Below are 24,107 nucleotides of genomic sequence, written 5' to 3'. Positions count from 1 at the left end.
GCTATACTTTTGATTGATAAACGATAAAATTTCACTTATGCAGGTGACAGTCTGCGGGATTTCAGATAAAGAGCGGTTCGGTTGAGGTATGGGAAAAGAAAAATCAACAGCAGTGAAGCGGCAAGAAGCCACACCATCATTTCATAATAATCCATCGCAAAACGCACATGATTCTGAATATTCATTCTTCCTACCAATAACTTATCAGCAGCTTTTACAGCCTTATCTTCAGACATTCCTCTTGCAACAAGCTTAGCCGTCTGATGGTGAAGAAAATTTTTAACTTCCGGATCTACCGCACTTAAATGATCCTGAAAAGCATTGTAATGACGGCTTTTTTCAAAGAGTTCAAAAAAATTGATCAGAGCAATGCTGATACAAAATCCAAGATATCGTATTGCTAACGCTGTTGCGGCAGCTGAAGGTCCAATAATAGCGGGAACGGAAGAAATAATATAAATAATCGTTGGAACCATTATCAATCCTACCCCTAATCCCTGAAGAAATAACGGAACGTAATAATTAAACTCATCAGCCTGAACATCAAAAGAATAATACATTAATCCATGAAAGATCAATAGCATTAAAAAACCTGGTCCCCAGATATATCGTATATCTTTCTTTTGCAAAACCATACAACAGGCAATAATGACCCCAATAACCAACCCTGCAAGATTGAAAATATTAATATAGGATATATGGAATGGATCTAAATGCAGCTCTGAGGCAAAATAGGTATTGACAATTCCTGAGGCAAACCGGCATATATACATGACAAAAAGAATCAGTAAACCTACTTTAAAGTTCCTGTATCTGAAAACCTGCAGATCAATATAAGGTCTTTTGATCGCTTGCTGACGGAATATTGATATTCCCGCCAATACAACAATCCCAATGACGCTTCCCAGAATCCGGCTATCTTCCAGCCAATAATATTCCTGACCAAAAATGGTAATATATCCTATTAAAACCAATATCGTACTGAAAAGTCCAAAACTCTGCCAGTCGAGTTTATAGAGATGAAATCTCGCATGGGTTCTGTAGTTGCTCATTGCAAGAGTGAGGAAAATAAGTCCCGGAAGGTATGAGAAAATTGCTGTTTTATAAACAATATTAAAATTGTAGGAATCAATAAGATCTGCGGTAATCAGATTATTGAATGGCAAAGCACAGATCAGAATTCCGAAGAATACTGAAAAACTGATTTCCCTCCCCCTCTCGTTGTTTAGTCTCGTAAAAATAAGGGTAAGCGAAAGGTTTACATTTCCGGCAAATAACATTCCCTGCACAAAACGAACCGGAAACAAAATATAGACTTCACGGGTGAAATAGCATATCAGACAAGCCAGAATCTGCAATGTGGTGAACAGAAGAAAATATTCTTTTGCAGCCAAAAAACTAAAAAATCGTCTTTCCAGGCTATAAAAACCTACATAACCTGCATAAAACATGGCTACTGAAAACTGGATATCCGCTGGTTCACATCCATAATATCCGGCTGCGGCATTCAGATTAGACAATGGCAGAAAAAAGATAATGATTCCCGGAAGCGTCATTGAAAAAAGAATAATCTTCACCAACCATTCCGGAGCCCATTTTTTGAAATAGGGCATTTGTCTTTTAGCCATTGGAATGCTTTTTATTGGCGTAAACATTCACATTCATTCCTACTTTCAGAACATCAATCTGACTTCTTTGTCCATCCACTCTGATTCTTACAGGAATACGCTGGACAATTTTCACGTAATTCCCGGTGGAATTATCTGGTGGAAGCAGTGAAAAACTTGAACCTGTTGCAGGAGAAAGGGAAATAATAGTTCCCTGGAATTCTTTGTCCGGATAAGAATCCGCCACAATTTTCACATGATCTCCGATATGCATATCCTTAATCTGAGTTTCTTTATAATTGGCTACCACCCATTTATCAGTTTCATTATTGACTATAAAGGCCAGCGTTTCTCCGGCATCAATCATCTGCCCAACCTCAACGGTTCTTCTTCCCATTCTTCCGTCATATGCAGCGGTAACAGCCGTATAACTTACATCCAGTTTATGACGGTCCAGCAGTGCTTCCAGTCTTGCAATTTCGGCTAAAACAACTGTTTTTTCTGCCCGTATATCATTGATCTTGGATACCGAAGCTGCATAATTATCCTGTGAAGATTGATAATCGCTTTCATTGACATCCAGGGTTGCTTTCACCTCCTCAAGACGTTGTTTGGTAGCAGATTCTTCATCATAAAGCTTTTTATATCTGTTATAATCAAGTTGCTGTTTCCAGACTTTCGCTTTGCTTGCATCTATCTGAGCCATTGCTGCTGCTGCTTCCTTTTCTGTAGTACCTGTAGTACTTTCCAATACTCTCAGTTGTGCACGGGCTTTCTGAATGGCAGCCTGTGTCTGTTTTTCCTGAAGAATATATTCTCGGTTATCAATAATCAAAAGAGTATCACCTTTTTTAACTTCCTGGTTTTCTTCAAACTTTACAGCTACAATGAATCCTCCAGCTCTTGAAATAATAGGGTTTACATATTCCTGAACCTGTGCATCATTGGTCTGCTCATATGCATAATAATTTTTTAAGGTAAAACCGCCCCAGACAGTAAGTGCAGCAACGATTACAACTGAAATCCATCCTGTGATCTTCGTGATCATTCTATCGGTGGGAGTATATTTTTTTTTCATTGTATTATAAAACGCCTGTAATGTTTTGTAGTAAATAATAATTGTTCTGTGCCATAATCTTTGCCGCTTCAAGCTCAAATTTTGTCTGAAGCAGCTGTATATCTGCATCCAAAAGTTCAGTGATAAGTGAGGTCTGGCTGAAGTAAGTATTTTTGATAATACGTGCATTTTCCTTTGCCTGAGCAACATTGGCTTCTGCCACTTTTATCTGTTCTAAAGCTTCCTGGTAACGCAGATAAGCTTCTTTCACCTGTTGCCTTACTTTATCTTCCGTATCCTTGTGTACTTCTTCTTCTTTTTCAAACTCCAGCTGGGCAGCTTTCACTTTATGAGTGTTGTGGTAAAGGGAAGAAATAGAAAACGATGCTTTAATTCCAACGATTCCCAGTGAATACCAATAAGGATTATAGGGATAAAGGAAAATCTGCGGATTGGCGTAATAAAATTCACCATACATCCCTACTTTAGGTCTTACATTGGCTTTTACCTGTTTCAGTTTGATTATGCTAAGCGCTGTCTGCTGCTCAGAAACATGATAATCAAAAGAATGATCCAATGCCAGTTTGAGATACTCATTATAAGTTGTACTCTCATTCCACTGATTAAACGGTGCTTCAGGAATAACAATCTGCTCATCCGGAATTCCAAGAATAATATTCAGTTTCTGCATTGCAATCAGGATATCATTTTCTATAGTCACCAGAGTCATTTTTCTTTTGGAAAGTTCCAGTTCAATCCTTAAAACATCACTTTTCAATACCACTCCATTTTTATAAAGAGTCTGTATCTCTTTAAGCTGTGTTTTTTGATCAGTGATATCCTGTTTGATAAGATCTCTGAAGATTAATGTTTTCTGTAATTCAAGATAAAGAGCTGCTGTTTTGTAATGAATATCAGAAACCGATTTTTCTTTCTGAATATCTTTAATTTTCTGAAGCGTCTGATTTTCCTTGATCTTAAGATTCAGCTTATTTCCGTTATAAATGTTAAGGTAAAAATCTGCTCCGGCTCTGTAAAGCGTATGAATCACTTCATGCTGTGTAGGTTTGGAAAAAATTCCGTTTTCATAGATGGGAATGTTGGAAGCTTTTTCTGCAGAACCTTTGACTTCTATTTCCGGAAGGCGCTCTCTTTTGGCATCTTTTACTTCAGCTTCAGCAATGTCTACATTGATGGTATTGATTCTGATATGACGGCTATTTTCTTCCGCTTTTTGCCATGCGTCTTTTAGGGAGAGTCGTATGGTATCCTTTGTTGGACTGCCGGTCTGAGCTGATATAGTGGAGGAAATTCCGAGCATCAGCAATCCGGCGACATAAATTTTCATTTGAATTTTTGAATTATTGCATTGCAAATTTATCAGCAATCCGGAAATTTTATTTATCTAAAATAGTCAACTTTTACATGATTCCGGCCAAATGATTATATTTGCATTTCCAATGGGATTTTAAAATTTTTTATGGGATTAATTGCTGCCCTTCCGGACATTGATAAAGACGATAAAAGTGTATTTGTTATGCACGAAAAATCAGAAAAACTGATTCCTTTTCACAAACATACGAAAGGACAGCTGAGCTATGTGGAAGGAGGAATCGCCTATATTACGATTGATAACAGAACCTATGTGGTTCCGGCAAGACATTTCTTCTGGATTCCGCAAGGAATGGAACATATTTTAGAAATCGGATATACGGCAACGGTTCTGCGTTCTCTTTATTTCTATGCCCATGATGATGTCTCTGATCCTTTCTACAGCAGATTGGGCATTTATCCGGCATCAGAACTCCTGATCCAGATGATCAAATATTCTGAAATCTGGGATGAAAAACATGTAACGGCAAAAGATGAAAATTTTGAATTTTTGGTAGCTTTAAAAAAAATCCTCCCAAAAACTCACAAACAGCCATTACCCATTATTTTGCCCGCAACCCATAACAAACAGATGATGAAAATTGTATCTTATCTGGAATGGAATATCGGAGAAAAATTGACTCTGGCCAATGTCAGCAGCAAATTTGGTTTGAGTGAGCGTTCTCTGTCACGACTTTTCAAGGCTGATATGAATATTTCTTTCCTCCAGTATTTAAAAACATTAAGAATCATCAAAGCGATTGAACTGCTTTTAAATACAGACAAACCCATCAATGAAATCGCCGATGATGTGGGTTATAGCTCTATCAGTGCTTTCAGTGATACTTTTCATGAGTTTACCCAATCGAGACCATCTGATCTTAGAAAGAGTAATAAAACAATTCAAAACATGATGGGCTAAACGCTTCACGTATGATCTTCATCACATTGATAAAAAAATAAAAGACTAATATGTCTTTTATTAAAAATATCTTTCTATATTTGTCCTATAAAAATCAGTAAAATGTTTTCAAAAACGTGCGAATATGCTTTAAGAGCCTTGATCTATATTGCCCAGCAGTCTAAAAATGACAGCAGGGTCGGGATTAAAGACATTTCAAAAAGCATCCATTCACCAGAGCATTTTATTGCTAAAATTTTGCAGGATCTGAGCAGAAAAGGATTTGTACAATCTGCCAAAGGTCCGAACGGAGGTTTCTATATGGATCAGAAAAACCTGAATACCTCCATTGCCGATATTGTCAGAGAAATTGACGGAGACAAACTTTTTACCGGTTGCGGTCTTGGGCTTGATCAGTGTTCGGAAACGCATCCGTGCCCACTCCATGATCAGTTCAAAAGTATCCGACAGGATCTTCGAATTATGCTTGAAACCTCAAAAATTCAAATGTTTGTTGATAATCTGGACTTACAGCTTACTCATTTGAGGGCTTAAAAAAATTTAAACAAATAAAAGATAAAAAGATCTTTTAATATTAAATGAATCAAAATGAAATTAGAACTCAAAAATCCTTTCGTATTGATGTTACTCTGTCTGATGACCGGAATGTTTTTTACCATCAGTTTTCTGGAAACACCAATGAAGTTTCAGGTTCCGGGAATTACCCTTCCTACCGCATTAGGTTTAGGAAAGTTCATGTTTGGATTCTCTTCAAAAATACAATGGGGATTTCTTATTGTAATACTAATACTGATGTCAGTCAGTTGGAAAAATTATACGAAAACTGACTTTATAATTCTGGCTGTTTTAGTTTCTATCCTTGCTGCAGAACAGTTCTGGCTTCTGCCGGTACTTGATTCCCGTGTTGATTTACTTACATCAGGAAAAACATTATCTCCTACTCCATTACACGACTATTTTATTTATGCTGAAACCGCAAAAGCATTAATGCTCATTACAGCAATCATATTACAATTCAAAAGAAATACAGTTCAATAATAACACTATTCATTATGAAAAAACTCGTTCAAAATACCATTATTGTATTGACTTTAACTACATTATTATTCTCCTGTTCAAAACCGGAAACAACTCCCATTCCACAGGCCGAACCTTATTCCGAACAACAAGTTGCCCAACCACAGCCAGTCGAAACAGTTCCTGAAACTGCAGCTTCCTCAGGTGCATCAAAACATGAAGGATTGAAATTAATTGAAGGAACGGATTGCCTTACCTGTCATAAAATAGATTCAAAATTAATAGGTCCTTCTTATCAGGAAGTTGCAGCAAAATATACAGATGCTGATCTTGATATGCTGGCACAGAAAATCATTGAAGGAGGCAAAGGCAATTGGGGCGAAATTCCCATGACTCCTCATACAGGATTGAGTAAAGAGAATGCCCGACAGATGGTAAAATATATTTTATCTCTTAAAAAGTAATTAAAAAATTTTAAAATAATAAAAGACAAAAAAGTATTATATTATGAATACAAGAACAGACTTTATAGGAAATATGGTGGCTGAAGATTTCAGAACAGCTGCAATTTTTAAAAGACATGGTATCGATTTCTGCTGTAAAGGAGGAAGAACCATTGAAGAGGCATGTAGCAATAAGAAACTTGCTCCTGAAAAGATTTATGAAGCACTGGAAGCCCTTCCAAAAAATCAAGATTCTGCAATAGACTTTAACAGCTGGCCGCTAGATCTTCTGACAGATTATATTGAGAAAACCCATCACCGTTATGTAGAAGAAAAGACCCCGGTTTTGCAGGCATTTCTTGATAAATTGTGCAAAGTACATGGAGGAAGACATCCTGAACTGTTTGAAATCAATTCTTTATTTAATGAATCGGCACACGATCTGGCTGCCCATATGAAAAAAGAAGAGCTGATTCTGTTCCCGTTTGTAAAAAATATGGTGAAGGCTAAAATATCCGGAAGTTCTCTTCCAAAGCCTCATTTTGGAACTGTAGAAAATCCGGTTCACATGATGGAACATGATCACACAGTAGAAGGAGACCGTTTCAGAAGGATCGCAGAAATCACCCAAGAATATCTTCCACCTGCAGATGCCTGCAATACTTATAAAGTAGCTTTTGCGATGCTTCAGGATTTCGAAAATGACCTGCATAAACACATCCACCTTGAGAATAATATTCTTTTCCCCAAAGCCATCCGACTGGAAAAAGAATTTGCCGTTGAATCTTAAAAATTAATATAGAATGACACCTAAAAAACTTTGGATATGGCTTGCTGTAGTAATGGTTGCTTCGTTTGCGGTTCTTATCTTCTACGGGACTGAAATTTACAGGAAAATACCACCCATTCCGGGCAAAATAGTCAGCACAGATGGAACTGTGATGGCTACCGCACAGGATATTAAAGACGGACAGAACGTCTGGCAGTCTATTGGTGGGCAAACAGTAGGAAGTATCTGGGGACATGGTGCCTATATTGCTCCGGACTGGACGGCTGATTATCTTCACCGTGAATCTATTCTTCTGCTTGATGAACTGGCAAAAAAGGATGGAAAAGTTTATCAAGAACTTCCGGATGAAGAACAGGCAAAATATCAGGTACTGTTAAAAAAAGAACTTCGTACCAATACTTTTAATGAAAGCAATAATGAAATTGTTTTCTCCCCGGAACGGGCTGAAGTGCAGAAACAGCTTTCACAGTATTATTCAAAATTATTCATGAATGATGCTTCCATGGCAAAACTTCGTGATCAGTATGCTATTCCTGAGAATACCATTAAAGATACCGGAAGAATGGCTAAAATGAATGCTTTCTTTGCATGGAGCACATGGGTTTGCATCACAGAAAGACCAGGAGATGATGTAACCTATACCAATAACTGGCCCCATGATGAATCGGTTGGAAACATTCCTCCTCCTTCATTACATTTATGGTCAGGGTTAAGTATATTACTTTTATTAGGTTGCGTAGGTCTTTTGGTATTTTATCATGCCCGAAACAAAGAGGAAGAAATCAGTGAAGCTCTGCCACTGGAAGATCCATTACGAAATATGAAACCTACCCCTTCTATGAAAGCCACTTTGAAATATATTTGGGTCGTTGCTCTGCTGATCCTTGTTCAAATGCTTGCCGGTGTAGTTACAGCCCATTATGGTGTGGAAGGAAGCGGATTTTATGGGATTCCTTTGGATCAGTTTTTACCACAGTCGGTTTCCAGAAGCTGGCATGTACAGCTAGCAATATTCTGGATTGCCACTTCATGGCTGGCCACAGGACTTTATATAGCTCCCGCAGTTTCAGGGCATGAACCGAAATATCAGAAACTGGGAGTCAATATATTATTCGGAGCCTTACTGATTGTTGTACTGGGATCATTAACCGGGCAATGGCTTGGTGTAATGCAAAAGCTTGGTCTGGTTGATAATTTTCTTTGGGGACATCAGGGTTATGAATATGTGGAACTGGGAAGAGTATGGCAGATCTTACTGCTTATCGGGCTTATTCTCTGGTTGGTTTTAATGGTCAGAGCATTGCTTCCAGCCTTGAAACGTAAAGATGGAGACCGTCATTTGCTGACCCTATTTACCCTTTCATCCGTAGCCATTGCATTATTTTATGGAGCAGGATTAATGTATGGAAGACAAACTCATATGGCGATTGCCGAATATTGGAGATGGTGGGTTGTTCATCTTTGGGTAGAAGGATTTTTTGAAGTATTCGCAACGGTAGTGGCTGCCTTTTTATTTACAAGGCTGGGATTATTAAGGTTGAAATCTGCCACCAATGCCGTTTTATTTTCTACCATTATTTTTCTTGGCGGAGGAATTCTGGGGACATTTCACCATCTGTATTTCAGTGCTACGCCTACCGCTGTACTCGCCTTAGGAGCTACTTTCAGTGCCCTGGAAATAGTGCCGCTTGTTCTGATAGGCTATGAAGCATACCAGAATTATCAACTGAGTAAATCAACCCCATGGATTCAGGCTTACAAATGGCCTATCTACTGCTTCATTGCCATGTGTTTCTGGAATTTCCTTGGCGCAGGAATCTTCGGGTTTGCCATCAACCCACCTATCGCATTGTACTATATCCAGGGATTGAATACCACTGCAGTACATGGTCATGCAGCCTTGTTCGGAGTTTATGGGATTCTGGGAATCGGATTAATGATGTTTGTTTTGCGAGGACTTTATCCTGACCGACAATGGAATGATAAATTAATTGGCTGGGCTTTCTGGATGATTAATATCGGACTGCTGGTAATGGTAACGATAAGTCTTCTGCCGATAGGTATTATGCAGTCGGTAGCCTCTATAAAAGAAGGTTATTGGTATGCACGTTCTGCAGAATTCATGCAAACGGACATCATGCATTTTCTGAGATGGATGCGTGTGCCGGGAGATATTTTACTGGCTGCTGGTGAGCTGCTTCTGGTAATTTTCATCATCGGACTTAAATTGGGTTGGTCGTTGAAAGAAAAACGTTAGCATTCTTTATTCAAGCCTCATGAGTTAACTTATGAGGTTTGATTATCTTTAAATAAAAAATCATGAAACGCAATCAAAATATTATCCCGCTTTCCAAAGATCATCATTTCGGGCTTCTTTGCAGCTGGAAAGTAAGACAGGGACTGAAAAAAGAAACTGAGGTTTCGCGGATAAGAAATTATATCCTGTATTTCTGGAAACATCATCTGGAAAAACATTTCATGGAAGAAGAACAGATTTTATTTCATTATCTTGAAGATGAATATAGAGTTCGTATACAGAAAGAACATAGAGATATTGAGGATATTGTTTCAAAAATAAGTTCCTCAGAAAATACAGATCTTATGTCAGGTTTTGCCGATCTTCTGGAGCAGCATATCCGCTTTGAAGAACGGGAATGGTTTCCCCATCTGGAGGAAAAGCTGGATCCTTCTGCTTTTGAGAAAATAGGATCAGAGCTGCATCAGATTCATAATAACGAAAAGGACGACTATGAAGATGAGTTCTGGAAATAAATCTGCAGTAAATTAAAAAGCCTTTAAACATCTAATTTAAAGGCTTTTATTTAAGTTTTACTGTGTCACTTTCATCATTGCATTGGTGATTTCAATTTCTTTTTTTCTGGAATATGTGGAATCAAAAGGCTGCATGACATTGAACAAATATTGATAAAAAGGAGCGATCTGGCGTATATTTTCAGCTTCCTTCACTGCTTTTTGTTTGCCCATCTGTTGAAGTCCTTTGATAAAAACACTGAATTTCTTATCGATAGGTTCTATTGATTGTAAAAGGTAAGCATGGGCTTTTTCATTCTGTCCCAAAGTTTTGTAGGCATCTGTAACAGCTGCAACAACAAGTGCATATTCCATTGGTTTTGACCTCATCTGCCTTTTAGCCATTGCTTTAAATGAAGGAGAAAGATTCTGGTAATAATCATATTCTTCAAATATTCTTTTTTTGAGCATTTCTGCCAGCTGAAGACCTTTTTGTTCCTTTCCTGCAACAATATATCCTGTAACCATTGCACTTAATGAACGTGGATCACTGTATTTCTCCACAGGAATTTCTTTTGCGGCAAGATCCAGTAACTCCAACGCTTTAGCTTTCTGCCCATTGACAACCAATGCAGACACTGCCCTGCTGACAGACATTCTGTAGCCCAAGATATTTGACGTAGCCGTTTCATCATAATAAATACTCAGATCTTTAAAATTTCCCCATCTGAAGTTTTTTACCACATGATAAAGAGAATTCGCATCTACCCTTCCTTTGTCTCCATCCGGACTCTGTGGAGTATGAATAGGAACCAGCCTGTAGCTGAAACCGTCAAACTGAAGATATTCATCCAGATAAAAAATATTTTCGCTGTCATACATTCCGCCAGAAGAGAAATTGATCGGACGTTTCCAATCGAAATTAGCCAGCATATCGAGCATCATCAAATTACTTTTATAAAGTGTGTTGGCTTCATAATTAATCGTGATCTGATCTACAGCTTTTGGAAGATCTGCCTGAGTAATGATCCCGGCTTTCACCGCATTTGCCTTATTTACCGGAAGAATAAATTTACTCACCGGAAGAATATTGTATTTTTCATATTGTTTTTCTCCGAAATACATTTTAAGCAATTCATCTTTATCAGAAGATTTCAATTTCAGAAATTTCATAGCATCTTTCAAAGTCAGAGAATCCTGAGTCAGATATTTTCTGAATTCCTGAAAAGCAGTATCCGGAGCTCCCTGTTCTTTCAGCATTTGGAAAAGTTCTTCCCAGTTTTCTTTTTTCATCAGATAAACCTGATCATTAACGCCATCTCTATATTCTTCATGCGTTAATTCACCCGGAATCCCTTTCGCATTGTAAGTTCTTCTTTTCACCTGATCTATATTCCATGGAGTAGCCAAAAGGGTAAAGTTGACCGTTTTCACATCATCCCTGAATCTTTCTGTTTCCTGAATGGCCCATACCGGAAAGGTATCATTATCACCATAAATAAAAATAATATCATCTTTCGGCAATGACCGTAAAAATGACCAGGCATAGTCACGAGCTGCAGTCTTCTTACTTCTGTCATGCGAAGTGTAATTCTGAAATCCCATCATCAAAGGAATTCCTAATAAAATAAGCCCAAGAATAATGTTGGCAGCATTGGATTTAACCTTAGACTGAATCATCAAAAGGATGGCTCCGGCTCCCAGACCAATCCAGATGGCAAAGGCATAAAATGAGCCTACCATGGCATAATCTCTTTCTCTTACTTCAAATGGTTTTACTCCGGTATAGAAAACAATTCCCATACTTGTCAGAATAAACAAGGAAAGAATGGCATAAAACCGTCCAAAATCTCTGTTCAGCTGGAAAAAGAAACCAATCAATCCTACAATCAATGGAAGAAAGAAAAACTTTACGGTACTTTCATTTTTAAATTGGGCAGGCATATGATCCTGATCTCCCAATAAAGCATTATCAATAAAAGAAAATCCTGAGATCCAATTTCCATTGGTGTTTTCCATGTGTCCCTGAAGATCATTCTGTCTTCCTGCAAAATTCCACATCAGATATCTGACAAAATAATATCCGTTCTGGAATGAAATAAAATAATCCATATTCTGGGCAAAAGAAGGACGCTGTACCTTGATCAGATCATAAGGTTTCACTTTCAGATAATCTTCTGCTGTGATGGAGTCTCCTTCATATTTTGCTCTCAGTTCTTCGAAAATTCTTTTTGCTTCGGGATTGTCTGCAACATCTTCATTATCATAATTAAAAGTAAAATCAGGTGCTCCATATAAAGAAATATAATTGGCGGTCACCTCTTTATCTTCATTGAACATCCTTGGCATGAAACTTATATGGGATTTGTTAAACACATAGTTGAATCTTTCTCCGGTCTTTCTGTACGTTCCGGTTTTTTCATCTTTTTCGTAAATATCTCCGGTAATCTCCCTTTTGTAACTTCCGTCTTCATCTTTTTCCAGTCCGTTTTTATCAAGAAATGCAGTGTAATTCTGTCCGTAAATCGTAGGCCAGTCACCGTATTGCACTCTGTTATAATAATCTCTCATTCCGATGGCGGTATCAGGATCATTAAGGTTCATCGGAGGATTGGCGTTGGCTCTTATCGGAATTACCAGCCAGCATGAAAATCCTATGATCATATAGACCAGAGATAAAACAACAGTCTGGTAAAGTTTTCTTTTTGTTTTTCGGGCATATTTAATCAGGAGATAACTTATGACTGTCATAAGAACAAACGCCACAATGGTCCCTGAATGGAAAGGAAGTCCCAGTCCGTTCACAAAGAAGATTTCAAGCTTTCCAAACATTGTCATTATCAAAGGGAAAATCATCTTGAATACGAAGGCAAGAATTCCAAGTGTAACCAAATTGGCTACTATAAAACTCTTCCACGAAAAAGTATAATTTCTGGCATAATACACCAGGCATATGGCCGGAATAGCCAGCATACACATCATATGCACCCCCACAGAAAGCCCTATGATAAAGAAAATAAGAATAATCCATCTCTCGCTGTCGACTGCTTTATATTCGTTTTCCCATTTGGTGATGAGCCATACCAGCAAAGCGATAAACATCGAAGCCATTGCATACACTTCTCCTTCTACTGCTGAAAACCAAAATGTATCTGAAAACGTAAAACATAAAGCTCCGATTACTCCGGAAAACAGAATCGATATTTCCTGATGTCTTGTAATTTTTTCAACATCTTTATGTAAAAGTCTTCTTAAAAAATGGGTAATCGTCCAGAACAGAAACAGGATTGTAAATGCACTGAATAATGCTGACATGGCATTGATTACAATAGAATAATTTTCTGCATTCCCCAATGCAAAAATACTTGCTACCGCTCCCATAATCTGGAATAAAGCCGCTCCCGGAGCATGGGTTACCTCCAGCTTCACGGCTGAAGAGATATACTCTCCGCAGTCCCAAAAACTCAGGGAATGTTCGATCGTTGAAAGATAAGTAATAAGCGCAATAGCGAAAAGGAACCATCCCAGTACGGTGTTCCATTTTTTAAAAGACCAGTTTTTCATATCATATTTTCCAATATTGATATGACAACCAGAGGAAAGAGTTTATTACATGAAAATTTTATTTATTTTCTTAATAATTGATTGATATTAATACGTATTATTCAATCCTCCATCCAAAGGAATACTTGTTCCGGTAAGATAGCCTGCATATTCTGAAGCGAGAAAAGCTACAAGATGTCCATATTCTTCAGGTTTTCCGAATCTTTTCATAGGAATTTTATTTTCCCTCGCCATTCTTATTTCCTCTGCTTTTGAACCACTTTGCTGAGCCTCATGAGCCACCAGTTTTTGAATTCTTTCAGTATCGAAATATCCTGTTAAGACATTATTTACCGTAATATTATGCTGTGCAATCTCATTAGAAAGGGTTTTTGCCCAAGCGATTACTGCAGAACGTATAGAATTGGACAAGGCCAGATTTCCAATCGGTTCTTTTACGGATAAAGAAGAAACATTAATGATACGCCCTTTTTTCTGTTGAATCATATGCGGTAAAGCCAATAATGTTGTTTCGCAAACAGTTTTAAAGAGAAGGTCAAATGCTTTCTGATAATCATCTGCGCTTTTATCCAGTGCTAAACCAGGTTCAGGACCATTTGTATTATTGACCAGAATATCTATCGAATGATCATTAAAAAATCCTTTTATAATTTTCTTATAATTTTCAAAATCCGAAAAATCAGCTACCAGATATCCATGTTCCTGTTCCGGATTGATGACCGGCAGTGAAGAAACAAAGGCTTTAAGTTTTGTTTCATTACGAGCCATAACGGTAACATTAGCACCACATTTCGCAAGTTCTAAAGCAATTCCGGCACCGATTCCCTGTGTAGCTCCACCTATTAAAGCATTTTTTGAAAAAAGTTGAATATTCATATGATCTTTGGATATACTAATTGGTATAGGATAAATGTAAGAAAAAACCTTCAAATTTATATTTTGAAGGTTTAATTTTTTAAGCTCTGTTTCTCATTTATTTTACGGCTGTAGCTTCAAGTTCCACCTTTAAAGTTTCAAACAAACTTTTTACTTCAAGCATTGTTACGGCCTGTTGAAGCTTATGCCTTGCAATCCACTCCTGAAGAATGGGAAAGTGAGGCCAGAGCTCTTCAGTAGAAGTTGTATAGATATTTAATCTTACTATATTTCCACATTCATATCCTGCTGAATAGATCACTTCTTCCAGATTGGCAATAGCCTGTTCCAGTTGCGATTTCATATCATGAGTACTGGATATTCCATCAGGATCAATAGCTGCCTGTCCGGAGCAGTATAAAGTACTTTCAACATTTTTTACTTCTACAGCCTGAGAATAGCTTCTCTCTTCCTGCCATTTCCATGGATTAATGGTTCTTTTTTCCATTGTTTTGAATTTGTTATATGTTACTCTACAAAATTGCAGAACAAAAGCCTCAAATTCCGGTGATCAGAGTCACGATTATGCTGTGATCATCGTCACAATTTTATAGTGACAGGCGGCTTAAGGTCTCTCTTGAGACTCCTAAATAAGCTGCTAAAAGAGATTTTGGAACCCGCTGAACCAACGAAGGATATTTTTTCAAAAGCTGCTGATACCGTTCCTTTATTCCGGTTGTCATCATGGAAATAGTCCGCTGCTGAGCGGTAATAAATCCCATATAAGCTTTTTCAAGAAAGAAATGTTCCAGTTTCGGAAGCTGTGCACAGAGTTTTTTATAATCATCCAGCTTAATGCATAATACTTCTGTCTCTTCAATGCATTCCAAAGACATTGTTGCTGCAGTTTGCTGATAATAAGCCGGAAAATCTGTTTCCCACCAATCTTCCATAGCAAATCCTATAATATGTTCTTTTCCGGTTTCGTCAGCATAAACCAATTTTAACAGACCTTTCAAGACAAAATAGTTGTAAGGAACAGCTTCTCCTTCCTGTACTAAAAACTGATGCTTTTTATATTTTTTATAGGTAAAACATGATGATATGAATTCAAATTCATCATCGTTAAGAGGAACTATTTTTTCGATGTGTGTTCTTAGCTGTTGCATCATATTCTGTTTCTTATGATCTAAAAATACGATTTAAATAGCTAGGGATTTTGTTTCAAAAGCTCGTCAATCTGTTTATAAAATGAATCTTTACTATAATCTGCCAGCCCTTTATGATGCAGGCGTATTTCTCCCTTTTTATCCAGTACAACAGTGGTTGGTAAAGATCCACTATATAATGCATCAGGAATATTTCCAGCCGGTGTAAGAAAAGGAACCGTAAAGCCTTTTTCTTTTAAATAAGATTTTCCAGGAGCAGGAGTATCATCAAGGTTTACCATAAGAAATACCATATCCGGATTGTTTTTGTACCGATCATACAGTTTCTGAACAGACGGAAACTCGGCACGACACGGAGGGCACCATGATGCCCAAAAGTTAATGAAGACTACTTTATTTTGTAATGCCGAAGTATCTGTAATCTTTCCTTCTTCATTCTTCAGCATCAATCCGGCATAGGAAACTTTAGCTGAAGTATTTTGTGTTTCTTTTGGTTCTGATATACTGGCATTGAGAATTCCTGTGGAAGCCACCTGTCTCATCAGCCATGCCTTTGCATCTTTATTCACCAAAATGATAATAAACAATATTGTAAGGACTACAGTAGAGCCATTTTTTCTTAACCAGATTTTCAGATTTTCCATATTCTCCCGCTTAATTCCCTGCCAATATAGGATTAATATTTTGATCAAAAGAAAGGAAGGACTGTTTTTAAAACAAAAAAGCCTTAAAATACTAAGATTTAAAGGCCTTTCTCTGTGCTTTATTTTAAGTTATTATCATGGTAAGATTCTTTAAAAACTATATCTTATGGAACAGTTTCTTTCTGAAAAGGAAAAGCAGTGAACTGAAAAATGTCAGATAGGCAATATTGAATATCGCTCCTCCTACCCAACCTGAAAAAGGAAGAGGTAAAAGATTTTTTACAGGAATGATAAACAAAGTAAGTGCAAATGGAGTCAGCAAAGCCATCCATCTCGGCAACAGGGTTTTATTGAAAAGAATACAAACAGCAAAGGAAATCCATCCGACTGCCAGTACACCAATAGCTGTTCCCCAGGCGATGTTCAGCATTTTCATAAAACTTCTTCCCGTTTCCAGAAGATAAGGGTGAGAAGCAGAATCTGTATGGTAAACCGCTTTATAAATCTCCCCAACATAAAAGAATCCGGCATGTCCTAAAGGTGATAAAACCGCTCCTGCCAGTAAGATCCAGTACACCAAGACTGCGTACCATTTTTGAGTGTCTTTGAAAAACTGATACACTAGCCACGTGGCAGGAAGCAGTAAGGGTCCGGTAAGAGCACCAATCAAAGCTCCAAACATCAACCTTGGAGTGGAACCTTCCAGCATTAAAGTTGCAAATTCTACATTCACCTGATCTGCATAGGTCTTTGAAAATAATGGATAATCTGAAGGGTTCGGATCAAATCCGGCAACGTAAATATCACCAATAATCCAACATATTGACACTGCAATTGCTGCAGCAAAAGACCAGTTTATTTTACCTGAATATTTCATAAGTTTTCAACAATTAATTTTATATAAAATGTACATCGTTTCATTATTTTTTTCCATTATTTAAAAGCAAATTTTAATTATTAAGAATCATTCTAAATAATTATTACCTTTGTGCAAACTTAGTCTAAACATTCAACAGAAAGGGTCTGTAAAACGGAATAAAAAGTCCGTAAAAAGGAAATTCTAACAAAAAAAGGAAATGACAGTACGGCTATATGATGAAAACCTTGGGAATATGCTCATGGAGCGAAATTATCCTTCTTCTTATTTCTTACATGATGGAGGCATCCAGGAATGTATTACCCAGCTCATTCCTCCTTATGGAAATGGTTTTTATCACGAAATTAGTTTTACTCATGTCCACATCGGTTTTGGAAACATTGTATTGAACAAACCGCTTGAAATATACCTTGAAAGTGATTTTGATTCGGTAGAAATGCATTTTACCCTGAAAGGAAAAAGCAAAGCAATTTCGGGTAACTTCCAGAAAACTGTAGTGTTTGACAGCTATCAGCACAACATTATTTATGCCCATCATATGGAAGGCAGAATGGAATTCGAAGGTCCGGAAATGTATGTATTCGAAATCAACCTTGCCCCTGAGTTCTTTAAAAAATTTCTGCCTGAACATTCAGGACTGTTTGAAATATTCAGAAGTTCGATTGACAAGCAGAATTCATCTCTCATTCAGACTGAGCATAACCGCATTACCCATGAAATGTATCAGATTCTGAACGATATCATTTATTGTAACAGGAAAGGGATATTCAAACGAATTTATATTGAAGCTAAAGTAAATGAACTTCTTCTGTTACAGCTTGAACAGTTTCTTGACAGTGAATCCTTACCTTCTTCTCTTCAGAAAAAAGATATAGAAAAAATGTACGCTGTGAGAGATTATATTGTAAAGAACCTGAATGCAGACAGCTCTCTGAATGATCTTGCGCATCTGGTGGGAACCAACGAATTTACTTTAAAGAAAGGCTTCAAAGAACTTTTCGGAACTACCGTTTTCGGATACTGGAACGATCTCAAAATGGAACAGGCAAAAAGAATGCTTCTCGATAGTAATCTGAATATCAGTGAAATTTCTGATCATATCGGCTATAAAAATCCGAGACATTTTTCATCGGCGTTTAAAAGAAAATTCAATATTCTTCCCAGTCAAGTAAGAAAGAGATAACATCGTACAGTCTTTTAAGAGCTCATTTGTCTATTTTTTATACGGGACAATAATAAAAACTAAACAATCCCCGTTAATAATTTGTTTTTCAATAAAACCAACTGAAAAACAATAATAAATCAATATACAATGCATAATATTATTGTTTATGTAACCATCTTATTTTATCCTTGCTTTTACCATTTCCGGGAAGCTGTTTTTTCACCGGATTTATTTCATAATTAAATTGTTACGTGTAACAAATCCCCTATTCATCTAACTAATCATACATCAATTAAACATTAATTCCTATACAAGAGATCTACTACTTTAAAATAAACTAATGCAAACATCCTTTTTCAAAATCACCGCAGCCACTGCTGCGCTCTGTTTCAGTAGCCTGGCAATAGCCCAACAAACGTATTCCGTAAGTGGAACCGTAAAAGACAAAAAAAACGGTGAATTGCTCATCGGAGTTTCTGTAAAAGTAAGTGAAGATCCTACTATTAATGTTGTAGCCAATGAGTATGGATTTTACTCACTTTCCTTACCTGAGGGAAATTACACCCTGATTATTTCCTACCCTGGATATCAGGATTTTGAACAGCAGATCAAAGTAGATCAGAATATAAAAGTTGACCTTCCCCTCCTTCCTGCAGAAACTGTAGCAAAAGCAATTGATGAGGTGGTGATAACCGGCATTAAAAAGGATAAAAACTTAACATCAGCTCAAATGGGAGCAGAAACGTTAAGCATTAAAAATATAGAAAAACTTCCTGTCCTGTTCGGAGAAAAGGATGTAATGAAAACCATACAGCTTTTACCCGGTATTAAAAGCAGTGGTGAAGGAAGCAGCGGGTTCAGTGTAAGAGGTGGTGCTACCGACCAAAACCTGATCTTACTGGATGAAGCTCCGGTTTATAATGCCTCTCACCTTCTTGGTTTTTTCAGTACATTCAATAGTGATGCCCTGAAAGATGCCAGCATCATTAAAGGAAACAGCCCTGCACAGTACGGAGGCCGTCTTTCTTCTGTACTAGATGTTAAAATGAAGGATGGAAACAACAAAGACTATAACGTCAACGGAGGAATTGGTCTTATCAGCAGCAGATTAAGTGTGGAAGGCCCTATCCAGAAGGAAAAATCTTCATTCATTGTTTCAGGGAGAAGAACGTATGCCGATTTGTTTCTTAAAACCAACAAAGATTATAAAGACAACAAATTATATTTCTATGATCTGAACCTTAAAGCCAATTATCAGATTAATGAAAACAACCGTATTTACCTGTCCGGATATTTTGGAAGAGATGTTCTGGGATTGGGAGATACTTTCAATACAGACTGGGGAAATACTACCGCTACGTTGAGGTGGAACAGCATTATCAGCAGTAAACTATTTTCCAATACATCATTCATTTACAGTAATTATGATTACAAGATCAGTCTGAAAAATGATGATACCGTATTTGATTTAAATTCAAAAATCCGTGACTGGAATCTTAAGCAGGATTTTACCTGGTTTGCAGGAAACAAACATTCTGTACGTTTCGGTCTGCAATCTATTTATCATACGCTTACTCCGAGCAGTGCTTCGGGTACTACGGTGAGTAGTTTTTCAAGAAATCCGAGATATTCATGGGAGAATGCTGTTTACATTAATGATGATTATAAAGCAACGGAAAAGCTAACGATTAATTATGGTGCAAGACTCTCCATGTTTAGTGTTTTGGGAGGAGACACATTCAATACCTATGAGAATGGTGTGCTAACCGACAGTAAATTCTTAGAAAAAGGAAAATTCGGGAAAACCTACGTGAATATTGAGCCACGTGTTAGTGCCAACTACCGTATCAACGAAGTCAGCAGTGTAAAAGGAGGTTATTCCAGAAATACTCAGAATCTTCACCTTCTGAGCAACAGCAACAGTGGAAATCCTACCGACCAGTGGATAGGAAGCAGTTACACGGTAAAACCGGAAATTGCAGATCAGATCAGCCTTGGTTACAGCAGAAATTTCAACAACAATAATTATGAACTGAACGCTGAGATTTATTATAAAGATATGAAAAACCAAATCGACTTCAAAAATGGAGCTCAAATTGGTTTTGATACAGGAGCAGATGTAGAAAGTGAATTGCTATTCGGAAAAGGAAGAGCTTACGGTCTCGAACTTATTGCCAAAAAGAAAAGCGGAAAACTGACAGGATGGATTTCCTATACCCTTTCTAAAACAGAAAGAAAAATCAACGGAATCAATAACAACGAATGGTATAACGCCAGAATGGATAAAACCCATGATCTCTCTATTGTTGCCACCTATCAGCTTAATCCAAAGTGGAGTTTTTCAGGGCTTTTCGTATATAGCACAGGAAATGCTGTTACCTTCCCTACTGGAAAATATGAACTGAACGGACAAACCATATTCCAGTACAGCAACAGAAATGCAGACAGAATGCCGGCCTATCACAGAATGGATCTGAGTGCTACTTATGAACCCAGTACCAATAAACGATTCCGTGGTTCATGGACATTTGGTATTTACAACCTATATGGGAGAGAAAATGCCTACACCATCAACTTTGAAGACAATCCTGACCGTCCCGGAACAACCCGTGCAATGCAGACCTCTTTATTCCGTTGGGTACCCAATATCACTTATAATTTCAAATTCTAAATCATGAAAAATTTATTTTATATCATAGTATCTTTCTTTGCATTAACTTCTTGTGAAAAAGAGATCGACCTGGATCTGAATGATCAAAGCGGAAATATTGTCATTGAAGGAAATGTAACCAATCAATCAGGACCTTATACCGTAAAAATTACAAAGTCAGTAAGTTTTTCATCACCTAATCAATATCCGGCGGTCACTGGCGCTGAGGTTATTTTAAGTGACGATATAGGACAAACAGAAACCCTTCATTATGTAGGAAACGGAATCTATCAAACGACAACTTTCACCGGAGAGCCTGGCAGAACTTATACTTTAAAAGTTCAGGCCGAAGGAAAACAATATACGGCTCAAAGCAAAATGCCTGAAGTAGTTTATTTTGACGGATTACAGCAGAGTTCTTTCAAATTCGGAGATAAAACTACATATACCCTCTTGCCATTATTTACAGATCCATTACCATTAGGAAACCGCTACCTTTTTAGCTTTACCATCAATGATCTTACTAAAAAGTACATGAATACTTTTTCAGATAATGTAAATAACGGATTACCCAATCAACAGCCTTTAATTCTTCCTAATGACGATAATAAAGGCAGAGATCATGAAGTGGTAGTTGGAGATAAAATTCATGTAGAAATGCAATGTATTGACAACAATATATTCACATATTACAGTTCTTTGCTTCAGATTTCAGGAGGCAATGGCGGAACAGCTACTCCTGCCAATCCACCAAGTAATATCAGTAATGGAGCATTGGGATATTTTTCAGCCCATACAACAGATACGGAAACTTTTGTCATTGAACAGATGACCACTCCATAAATTTAAAAAAGGATATTCCCATCATTGGAATATCCTTTTTTATTTTCTGTTTTATCTTAATCTCCTTTTTAAGGCATAATATCTGTACAGAAGCTTATCATACCTGATCACCAAAAACAGTAATCCTGCTGTCACCATCAATGTTTTTAGGCGGATCATACTGTAGCCCAAACCACCAATGATGCATCCTGAAAAAAAGCAGGCAATAATCACCAGTTTAAGAGCGATATTCTTTTTAAGTTGTCTCTTTTCATTTTCCCGTTCTTTAAAGAAAAGTTTTGAAAGTTCTATTCCCAGATCAGTAAATAATCCCGTAAGATGAGTCGTTCTCACCACAGACTGGGATACTCTTGTTACTAATGAATTCTGAACACCCATTGCAAAAAGCAAAAGACCGGCAGTAGTATAAGAAGATATTGATAGTTTCAGTGTCTCATCATCTGATAGTCCCACAAAACCTAATATCAGAATTTCAGTTATCAAAGGAATAAGATGTGGGCGAAACATGCTACGTCCGGAAGAAAATTCAACCATAAAGCTTGAACAGAATGCTCCTCCCAGAAAACACATAATAAAGACAAGATAAGTAAGAGCTTTACTATAATGACTGAGTAGAATTTCTTCGGAAAAGAAGGCAAAGTGCCCCGTTATATTGGTGGTGAGCACTTTAACGGACATTACTCCTACAATATTCACTATTCCTGCAACAAACGAAAGTACGGATGCAAGCTTAAGATTGTGAAAATAAGTCCTGTATTTCCCTCTGTGCCTGAACATTATAAATCTCTATAAGGGTTGTGTATTTTTCTTTTTTTAAGATTTTACTCAAAAAAACAGCTGGATAAAATAGATAAGCAAAAAAAATAAATTAGAAATGTCAGCATAAAGCCGTGAAAAACATGTCCACTTAAATATTTATCCAGTGTTCTTTATAGAGTTACTATGTGCCCTAACGTAAAATCCTACTTTTTCCGTAACAAATGACAGATCGGCATATGAAGTGAAAATACTTTTCAAAAACCTCTCTGAAATGTTCTGTTTCTTATTTCAGCACCAATTTTATTACTTTTGTAAAAGTAATTCGTTCAGAAAAAAAACCTTGTGACATACATGGGTTTAAAATGTGATTTAAGTTAAAAACTGAGTACGGATTCAATAGCCTGTATAGAAAAATTATGATCTCAAAATTTATTTTTAACAATCAATATCTTTTTGATGAACTCCCAGAGTATGATAAAAATCTGCTTACAGGAGCTATGAAAACCAAAAACTACCGTAAAAATGAACCCATATTTACTGACGGAACAAAACCTAACGGTGTTTACTACCTTAATGAGGGTAAAATAAAGAAATACAAAGTTGATAATGATGGAAGGGAACAGATTATTTACATCTACAGTTCCGGTGAATTTTTCGGGTATTCTGCGATCCTGAGCAACGAATCTTATGGAGATACGACCTCAACACTGGAGAATTCTGTCATTTCCTTTATTTCAAAAGACAGCTTTCTGGAGATTCTAAGCCAGTCATCAGTGCTTTCAAGGCTGTTACTTAAATCTTTGAGTCATGAATTCAGTGTGATGGCCAACCTTATTGCTGTTCTATCTCATCGCACCGTAAGAGAAAGAGCTGCTCTCAGCTTGCTGATTCTCCATGATAAATATAAATCAAATGATACACCTGATGACGAAGTATTTATTACTCTTTCCCGTGTGGATCTTGCCAATATGGTAGGAACTGCCAGAGAAACTTTGGCCCGTATCATCAATGATTTCAAACAGGAAAAACTCATCAGGTCTGAAGGAAGGAAGATACAGATCATCAACTTTAAGCGGTTAATTCATATTGCTAATTTTTATTAATAAAGCCATTCAGATTAAAATCTCACACTTCTACTGACAGTCTGTTGTCATAACTACCTATTACCTTTGTTGAAAATTAGTTTAAACAAATAAGTATCCTTATGAAACTTACCTCATTAAGAATTATCAGCAAAGACATTAAAGCAGCAGCAGCATTTTATGAACAGATAAGTGGTATAACTGCTACATGGTACACGGAAGATTTTGCAGAACTTGCTACAGATTCTATTACTATTGCTATCGGAAGTACAAGGACAATGCAACTATTTTCGGAAGGCCTGACTGACTTCGCAGGAACAAAATCAACCATTATCGAATTTTTGGTTAAAAACGTAGACGAAGAATATGAAAGAATCAAAAATATAACTTCCGAAATTATTCAGGAGCCAACAACAATGCCATGGGGAAACAGATCTCTCCTGTTCTGTGATCCGGACGGCAATATGATCAACTTTTTTACTCCTGTGAGTGAAGAGGCTGTGAAGAAATTCAGCTAAGTTTCTGTAAAAAATAAAACCTC

At 37.1% G+C, this 24,107-nt stretch carries 22 protein-coding genes; 12 read left to right on the top strand and 10 right to left on the bottom strand.

The annotated features are described in order from the left end of the window. Window positions 1-35 precede the first annotated feature (35 nt). From BUE84_RS08745 to BUE84_RS08735, 3 genes are read right to left on the bottom strand one after another with little or no spacing between them, the layout of a single operon-like run. Window positions 36-1,628: a beta-carotene 15,15'-monooxygenase gene (locus BUE84_RS08745; RefSeq protein ID WP_079241304.1), complete on the bottom strand. Its 1,593-nt coding sequence runs from the start codon at window positions 1,626-1,628 to the stop codon at window positions 36-38. Continuing rightward, on the bottom strand, window positions 1,621-2,685 hold the full coding sequence (locus BUE84_RS08740) for an HlyD family secretion protein (protein WP_079241303.1): 1,065 nt from the start codon (window positions 2,683-2,685) through the stop codon (window positions 1,621-1,623). Before BUE84_RS08740 ends, BUE84_RS08745 begins: the two co-directional genes overlap by 8 nt. Window positions 2,686-2,689: 4 nt before the next feature. Continuing rightward, window positions 2,690-4,012, bottom strand: a complete 1,323-nt coding sequence (locus BUE84_RS08735; protein ID WP_079241302.1) for a TolC family protein — start codon at window positions 4,010-4,012, stop codon at window positions 2,690-2,692. Between the two features lie 132 nt (window positions 4,013-4,144). On the opposite strand from BUE84_RS08735, the gene BUE84_RS08730 reads away from it, so the two are divergent. The 7 genes from BUE84_RS08730 (at window position 4,145) to BUE84_RS08700 (ending at window position 9,979) form a co-directional block, all read left to right on the top strand. Further along, entirely contained in the window at window positions 4,145-4,957 is an 813-nt protein-coding gene (locus tag BUE84_RS08730; RefSeq protein ID WP_079241301.1) for a helix-turn-helix domain-containing protein, read from the top strand. A gap of 102 nt (window positions 4,958-5,059) precedes the next feature. Then, window positions 5,060-5,491 (top strand): RrF2 family transcriptional regulator, encoded by a 432-nt coding sequence (locus tag BUE84_RS08725; protein WP_079241300.1) that lies wholly within the window; start codon window positions 5,060-5,062, stop codon window positions 5,489-5,491. A 54-nt stretch (window positions 5,492-5,545) separates the two neighbouring features. Then, on the top strand, window positions 5,546-5,995 hold the full coding sequence (locus BUE84_RS08720) for a hypothetical protein (protein ID WP_079241299.1): 450 nt from the start codon (window positions 5,546-5,548) through the stop codon (window positions 5,993-5,995). A 14-nt stretch (window positions 5,996-6,009) separates the two neighbouring features. Continuing rightward, window positions 6,010-6,438 carry a c-type cytochrome gene (locus BUE84_RS08715; RefSeq protein WP_079241298.1) on the top strand — a complete coding sequence of 143 codons (429 nt, stop codon included), beginning with the start codon at window positions 6,010-6,012 and terminating at the stop codon, window positions 6,436-6,438. Window positions 6,439-6,481: 43 nt separating this feature from the next. Then, on the top strand, window positions 6,482-7,207 hold the full coding sequence (gene ric, locus BUE84_RS08710) for an iron-sulfur cluster repair di-iron protein (protein ID WP_079241297.1): 726 nt from the start codon (window positions 6,482-6,484) through the stop codon (window positions 7,205-7,207). 13 nt (window positions 7,208-7,220) lie between these two features. After that, on the top strand, window positions 7,221-9,464 hold the full coding sequence (locus tag BUE84_RS08705; RefSeq protein WP_079241296.1) for a nitric-oxide reductase large subunit: 2,244 nt from the start codon (window positions 7,221-7,223) through the stop codon (window positions 9,462-9,464). A 62-nt stretch (window positions 9,465-9,526) separates the two neighbouring features. Continuing rightward, window positions 9,527-9,979, top strand: coding sequence for a hemerythrin domain-containing protein (locus BUE84_RS08700; RefSeq protein ID WP_079241295.1), 453 nt, complete (start codon window positions 9,527-9,529; stop codon window positions 9,977-9,979). A gap of 57 nt (window positions 9,980-10,036) precedes the next feature. Here BUE84_RS08700 and BUE84_RS08695 read toward each other — a convergent pair whose 3' ends face one another. The 6 genes from BUE84_RS08695 to BUE84_RS08670 all read right to left on the bottom strand — a co-directional run bounded on the left by BUE84_RS08695 (window position 10,037) and on the right by BUE84_RS08670 (window position 17,067). Continuing rightward, window positions 10,037-13,522 carry a DUF2723 domain-containing protein gene (locus BUE84_RS08695; protein ID WP_079241294.1) on the bottom strand — a complete coding sequence of 1,162 codons (3,486 nt, stop codon included), beginning with the start codon at window positions 13,520-13,522 and terminating at the stop codon, window positions 10,037-10,039. An 87-nt stretch (window positions 13,523-13,609) separates the two neighbouring features. Next, window positions 13,610-14,398, bottom strand: coding sequence for an SDR family oxidoreductase (locus tag BUE84_RS08690; RefSeq protein ID WP_079241293.1), 789 nt, complete (start codon window positions 14,396-14,398; stop codon window positions 13,610-13,612). 97 nt (window positions 14,399-14,495) lie between these two features. Further along, a complete protein-coding gene (locus BUE84_RS08685; protein ID WP_079241292.1) occupies window positions 14,496-14,885 on the bottom strand; it encodes a RidA family protein in 390 nt (129 codons plus the stop codon). A 100-nt stretch (window positions 14,886-14,985) separates the two neighbouring features. Continuing rightward, on the bottom strand, window positions 14,986-15,549 hold the full coding sequence (locus BUE84_RS08680; RefSeq protein WP_079241291.1) for a Crp/Fnr family transcriptional regulator: 564 nt from the start codon (window positions 15,547-15,549) through the stop codon (window positions 14,986-14,988). 38 nt (window positions 15,550-15,587) lie between these two features. Then, on the bottom strand, window positions 15,588-16,190 hold the full coding sequence (locus tag BUE84_RS08675; RefSeq protein WP_079241290.1) for a TlpA family protein disulfide reductase: 603 nt from the start codon (window positions 16,188-16,190) through the stop codon (window positions 15,588-15,590). Between the two features lie 157 nt (window positions 16,191-16,347). Further along, window positions 16,348-17,067, bottom strand: a complete 720-nt coding sequence (locus BUE84_RS08670; RefSeq protein ID WP_079241289.1) for a DUF6796 family protein — start codon at window positions 17,065-17,067, stop codon at window positions 16,348-16,350. 199 nt (window positions 17,068-17,266) lie between these two features. On the opposite strand from BUE84_RS08670, the gene BUE84_RS08665 reads away from it, so the two are divergent. The 3 genes from BUE84_RS08665 to BUE84_RS08655 all read left to right on the top strand — a co-directional run bounded on the left by BUE84_RS08665 (window position 17,267) and on the right by BUE84_RS08655 (window position 21,725). Further along, window positions 17,267-18,250: a helix-turn-helix transcriptional regulator gene (locus tag BUE84_RS08665; protein WP_079241288.1), complete on the top strand. Its 984-nt coding sequence runs from the start codon at window positions 17,267-17,269 to the stop codon at window positions 18,248-18,250. 322 nt (window positions 18,251-18,572) lie between these two features. Next, window positions 18,573-20,903 (top strand): TonB-dependent receptor, encoded by a 2,331-nt coding sequence (locus BUE84_RS08660; protein ID WP_079241287.1) that lies wholly within the window; start codon window positions 18,573-18,575, stop codon window positions 20,901-20,903. A 3-nt stretch (window positions 20,904-20,906) separates the two neighbouring features. Next, complete coding sequence (locus BUE84_RS08655; protein ID WP_079241286.1) at window positions 20,907-21,725, top strand: DUF4249 domain-containing protein; 819 nt, start codon at window positions 20,907-20,909, stop codon at window positions 21,723-21,725. A 51-nt stretch (window positions 21,726-21,776) separates the two neighbouring features. Here the strand turns inward: BUE84_RS08655 and BUE84_RS08650 are convergent, their stop codons facing one another. Further along, complete coding sequence (locus tag BUE84_RS08650; protein WP_079241285.1) at window positions 21,777-22,502, bottom strand: YoaK family protein; 726 nt, start codon at window positions 22,500-22,502, stop codon at window positions 21,777-21,779. Between the two features lie 398 nt (window positions 22,503-22,900). Between BUE84_RS08650 and BUE84_RS08645 the strand changes: the two genes are divergently transcribed. Together BUE84_RS08645 and BUE84_RS08640 are read left to right on the top strand one after the other, a co-directional pair. Beyond that, window positions 22,901-23,587: a Crp/Fnr family transcriptional regulator gene (locus BUE84_RS08645; protein ID WP_079241284.1), complete on the top strand. Its 687-nt coding sequence runs from the start codon at window positions 22,901-22,903 to the stop codon at window positions 23,585-23,587. 101 nt (window positions 23,588-23,688) lie between these two features. After that, window positions 23,689-24,084: a VOC family protein gene (locus BUE84_RS08640; protein WP_079241283.1), complete on the top strand. Its 396-nt coding sequence runs from the start codon at window positions 23,689-23,691 to the stop codon at window positions 24,082-24,084. The last annotated feature ends 23 nt before the right edge of the window (window positions 24,085-24,107 follow it).

Source organism: Chryseobacterium indologenes, assembly GCF_002025665.1.
In the GTDB taxonomy this organism is placed as follows: Bacteria; Bacteroidota; Bacteroidia; order Flavobacteriales; family Weeksellaceae; genus Chryseobacterium; species Chryseobacterium metallicongregator.
This window is presented reverse-complemented; position numbering and strand designations above follow the sequence as displayed.

What these genes read in the sequence shown, in the direction of transcription:
- BUE84_RS08745 (WP_079241304.1), bottom strand. Translation starts at nt 1,628, where the DNA reads ATGGCTAAAAGACAAATGCCCTATTTCAAAAAATGGGCTCCGGAATGG.
- BUE84_RS08740 (WP_079241303.1), bottom strand. Translation starts at nt 2,685, where the DNA reads ATGAAAAAAAAATATACTCCCACCGATAGAATGATCACGAAGATCACA.
- BUE84_RS08735 (WP_079241302.1), bottom strand. Translation starts at nt 4,012, where the DNA reads ATGAAAATTTATGTCGCCGGATTGCTGATGCTCGGAATTTCCTCCACT.
- BUE84_RS08730 (WP_079241301.1), top strand. Translation starts at nt 4,145, where the DNA reads ATGGGATTAATTGCTGCCCTTCCGGACATTGATAAAGACGATAAAAGT.
- BUE84_RS08725 (WP_079241300.1), top strand. Translation starts at nt 5,060, where the DNA reads ATGTTTTCAAAAACGTGCGAATATGCTTTAAGAGCCTTGATCTATATT.
- BUE84_RS08720 (WP_079241299.1), top strand. Translation starts at nt 5,546, where the DNA reads ATGAAATTAGAACTCAAAAATCCTTTCGTATTGATGTTACTCTGTCTG.
- BUE84_RS08715 (WP_079241298.1), top strand. Translation starts at nt 6,010, where the DNA reads ATGAAAAAACTCGTTCAAAATACCATTATTGTATTGACTTTAACTACA.
- ric (WP_079241297.1), top strand. Translation starts at nt 6,482, where the DNA reads ATGAATACAAGAACAGACTTTATAGGAAATATGGTGGCTGAAGATTTC.
- BUE84_RS08705 (WP_079241296.1), top strand. Translation starts at nt 7,221, where the DNA reads ATGACACCTAAAAAACTTTGGATATGGCTTGCTGTAGTAATGGTTGCT.
- BUE84_RS08700 (WP_079241295.1), top strand. Translation starts at nt 9,527, where the DNA reads ATGAAACGCAATCAAAATATTATCCCGCTTTCCAAAGATCATCATTTC.
- BUE84_RS08695 (WP_079241294.1), bottom strand. Translation starts at nt 13,522, where the DNA reads ATGAAAAACTGGTCTTTTAAAAAATGGAACACCGTACTGGGATGGTTC.
- BUE84_RS08690 (WP_079241293.1), bottom strand. Translation starts at nt 14,398, where the DNA reads ATGAATATTCAACTTTTTTCAAAAAATGCTTTAATAGGTGGAGCTACA.
- BUE84_RS08685 (WP_079241292.1), bottom strand. Translation starts at nt 14,885, where the DNA reads ATGGAAAAAAGAACCATTAATCCATGGAAATGGCAGGAAGAGAGAAGC.
- BUE84_RS08680 (WP_079241291.1), bottom strand. Translation starts at nt 15,549, where the DNA reads ATGATGCAACAGCTAAGAACACACATCGAAAAAATAGTTCCTCTTAAC.
- BUE84_RS08675 (WP_079241290.1), bottom strand. Translation starts at nt 16,190, where the DNA reads ATGGAAAATCTGAAAATCTGGTTAAGAAAAAATGGCTCTACTGTAGTC.
- BUE84_RS08670 (WP_079241289.1), bottom strand. Translation starts at nt 17,067, where the DNA reads ATGAAATATTCAGGTAAAATAAACTGGTCTTTTGCTGCAGCAATTGCA.
- BUE84_RS08665 (WP_079241288.1), top strand. Translation starts at nt 17,267, where the DNA reads ATGACAGTACGGCTATATGATGAAAACCTTGGGAATATGCTCATGGAG.
- BUE84_RS08660 (WP_079241287.1), top strand. Translation starts at nt 18,573, where the DNA reads ATGCAAACATCCTTTTTCAAAATCACCGCAGCCACTGCTGCGCTCTGT.
- BUE84_RS08655 (WP_079241286.1), top strand. Translation starts at nt 20,907, where the DNA reads ATGAAAAATTTATTTTATATCATAGTATCTTTCTTTGCATTAACTTCT.
- BUE84_RS08650 (WP_079241285.1), bottom strand. Translation starts at nt 22,502, where the DNA reads ATGTTCAGGCACAGAGGGAAATACAGGACTTATTTTCACAATCTTAAG.
- BUE84_RS08645 (WP_079241284.1), top strand. Translation starts at nt 22,901, where the DNA reads ATGATCTCAAAATTTATTTTTAACAATCAATATCTTTTTGATGAACTC.
- BUE84_RS08640 (WP_079241283.1), top strand. Translation starts at nt 23,689, where the DNA reads ATGAAACTTACCTCATTAAGAATTATCAGCAAAGACATTAAAGCAGCA.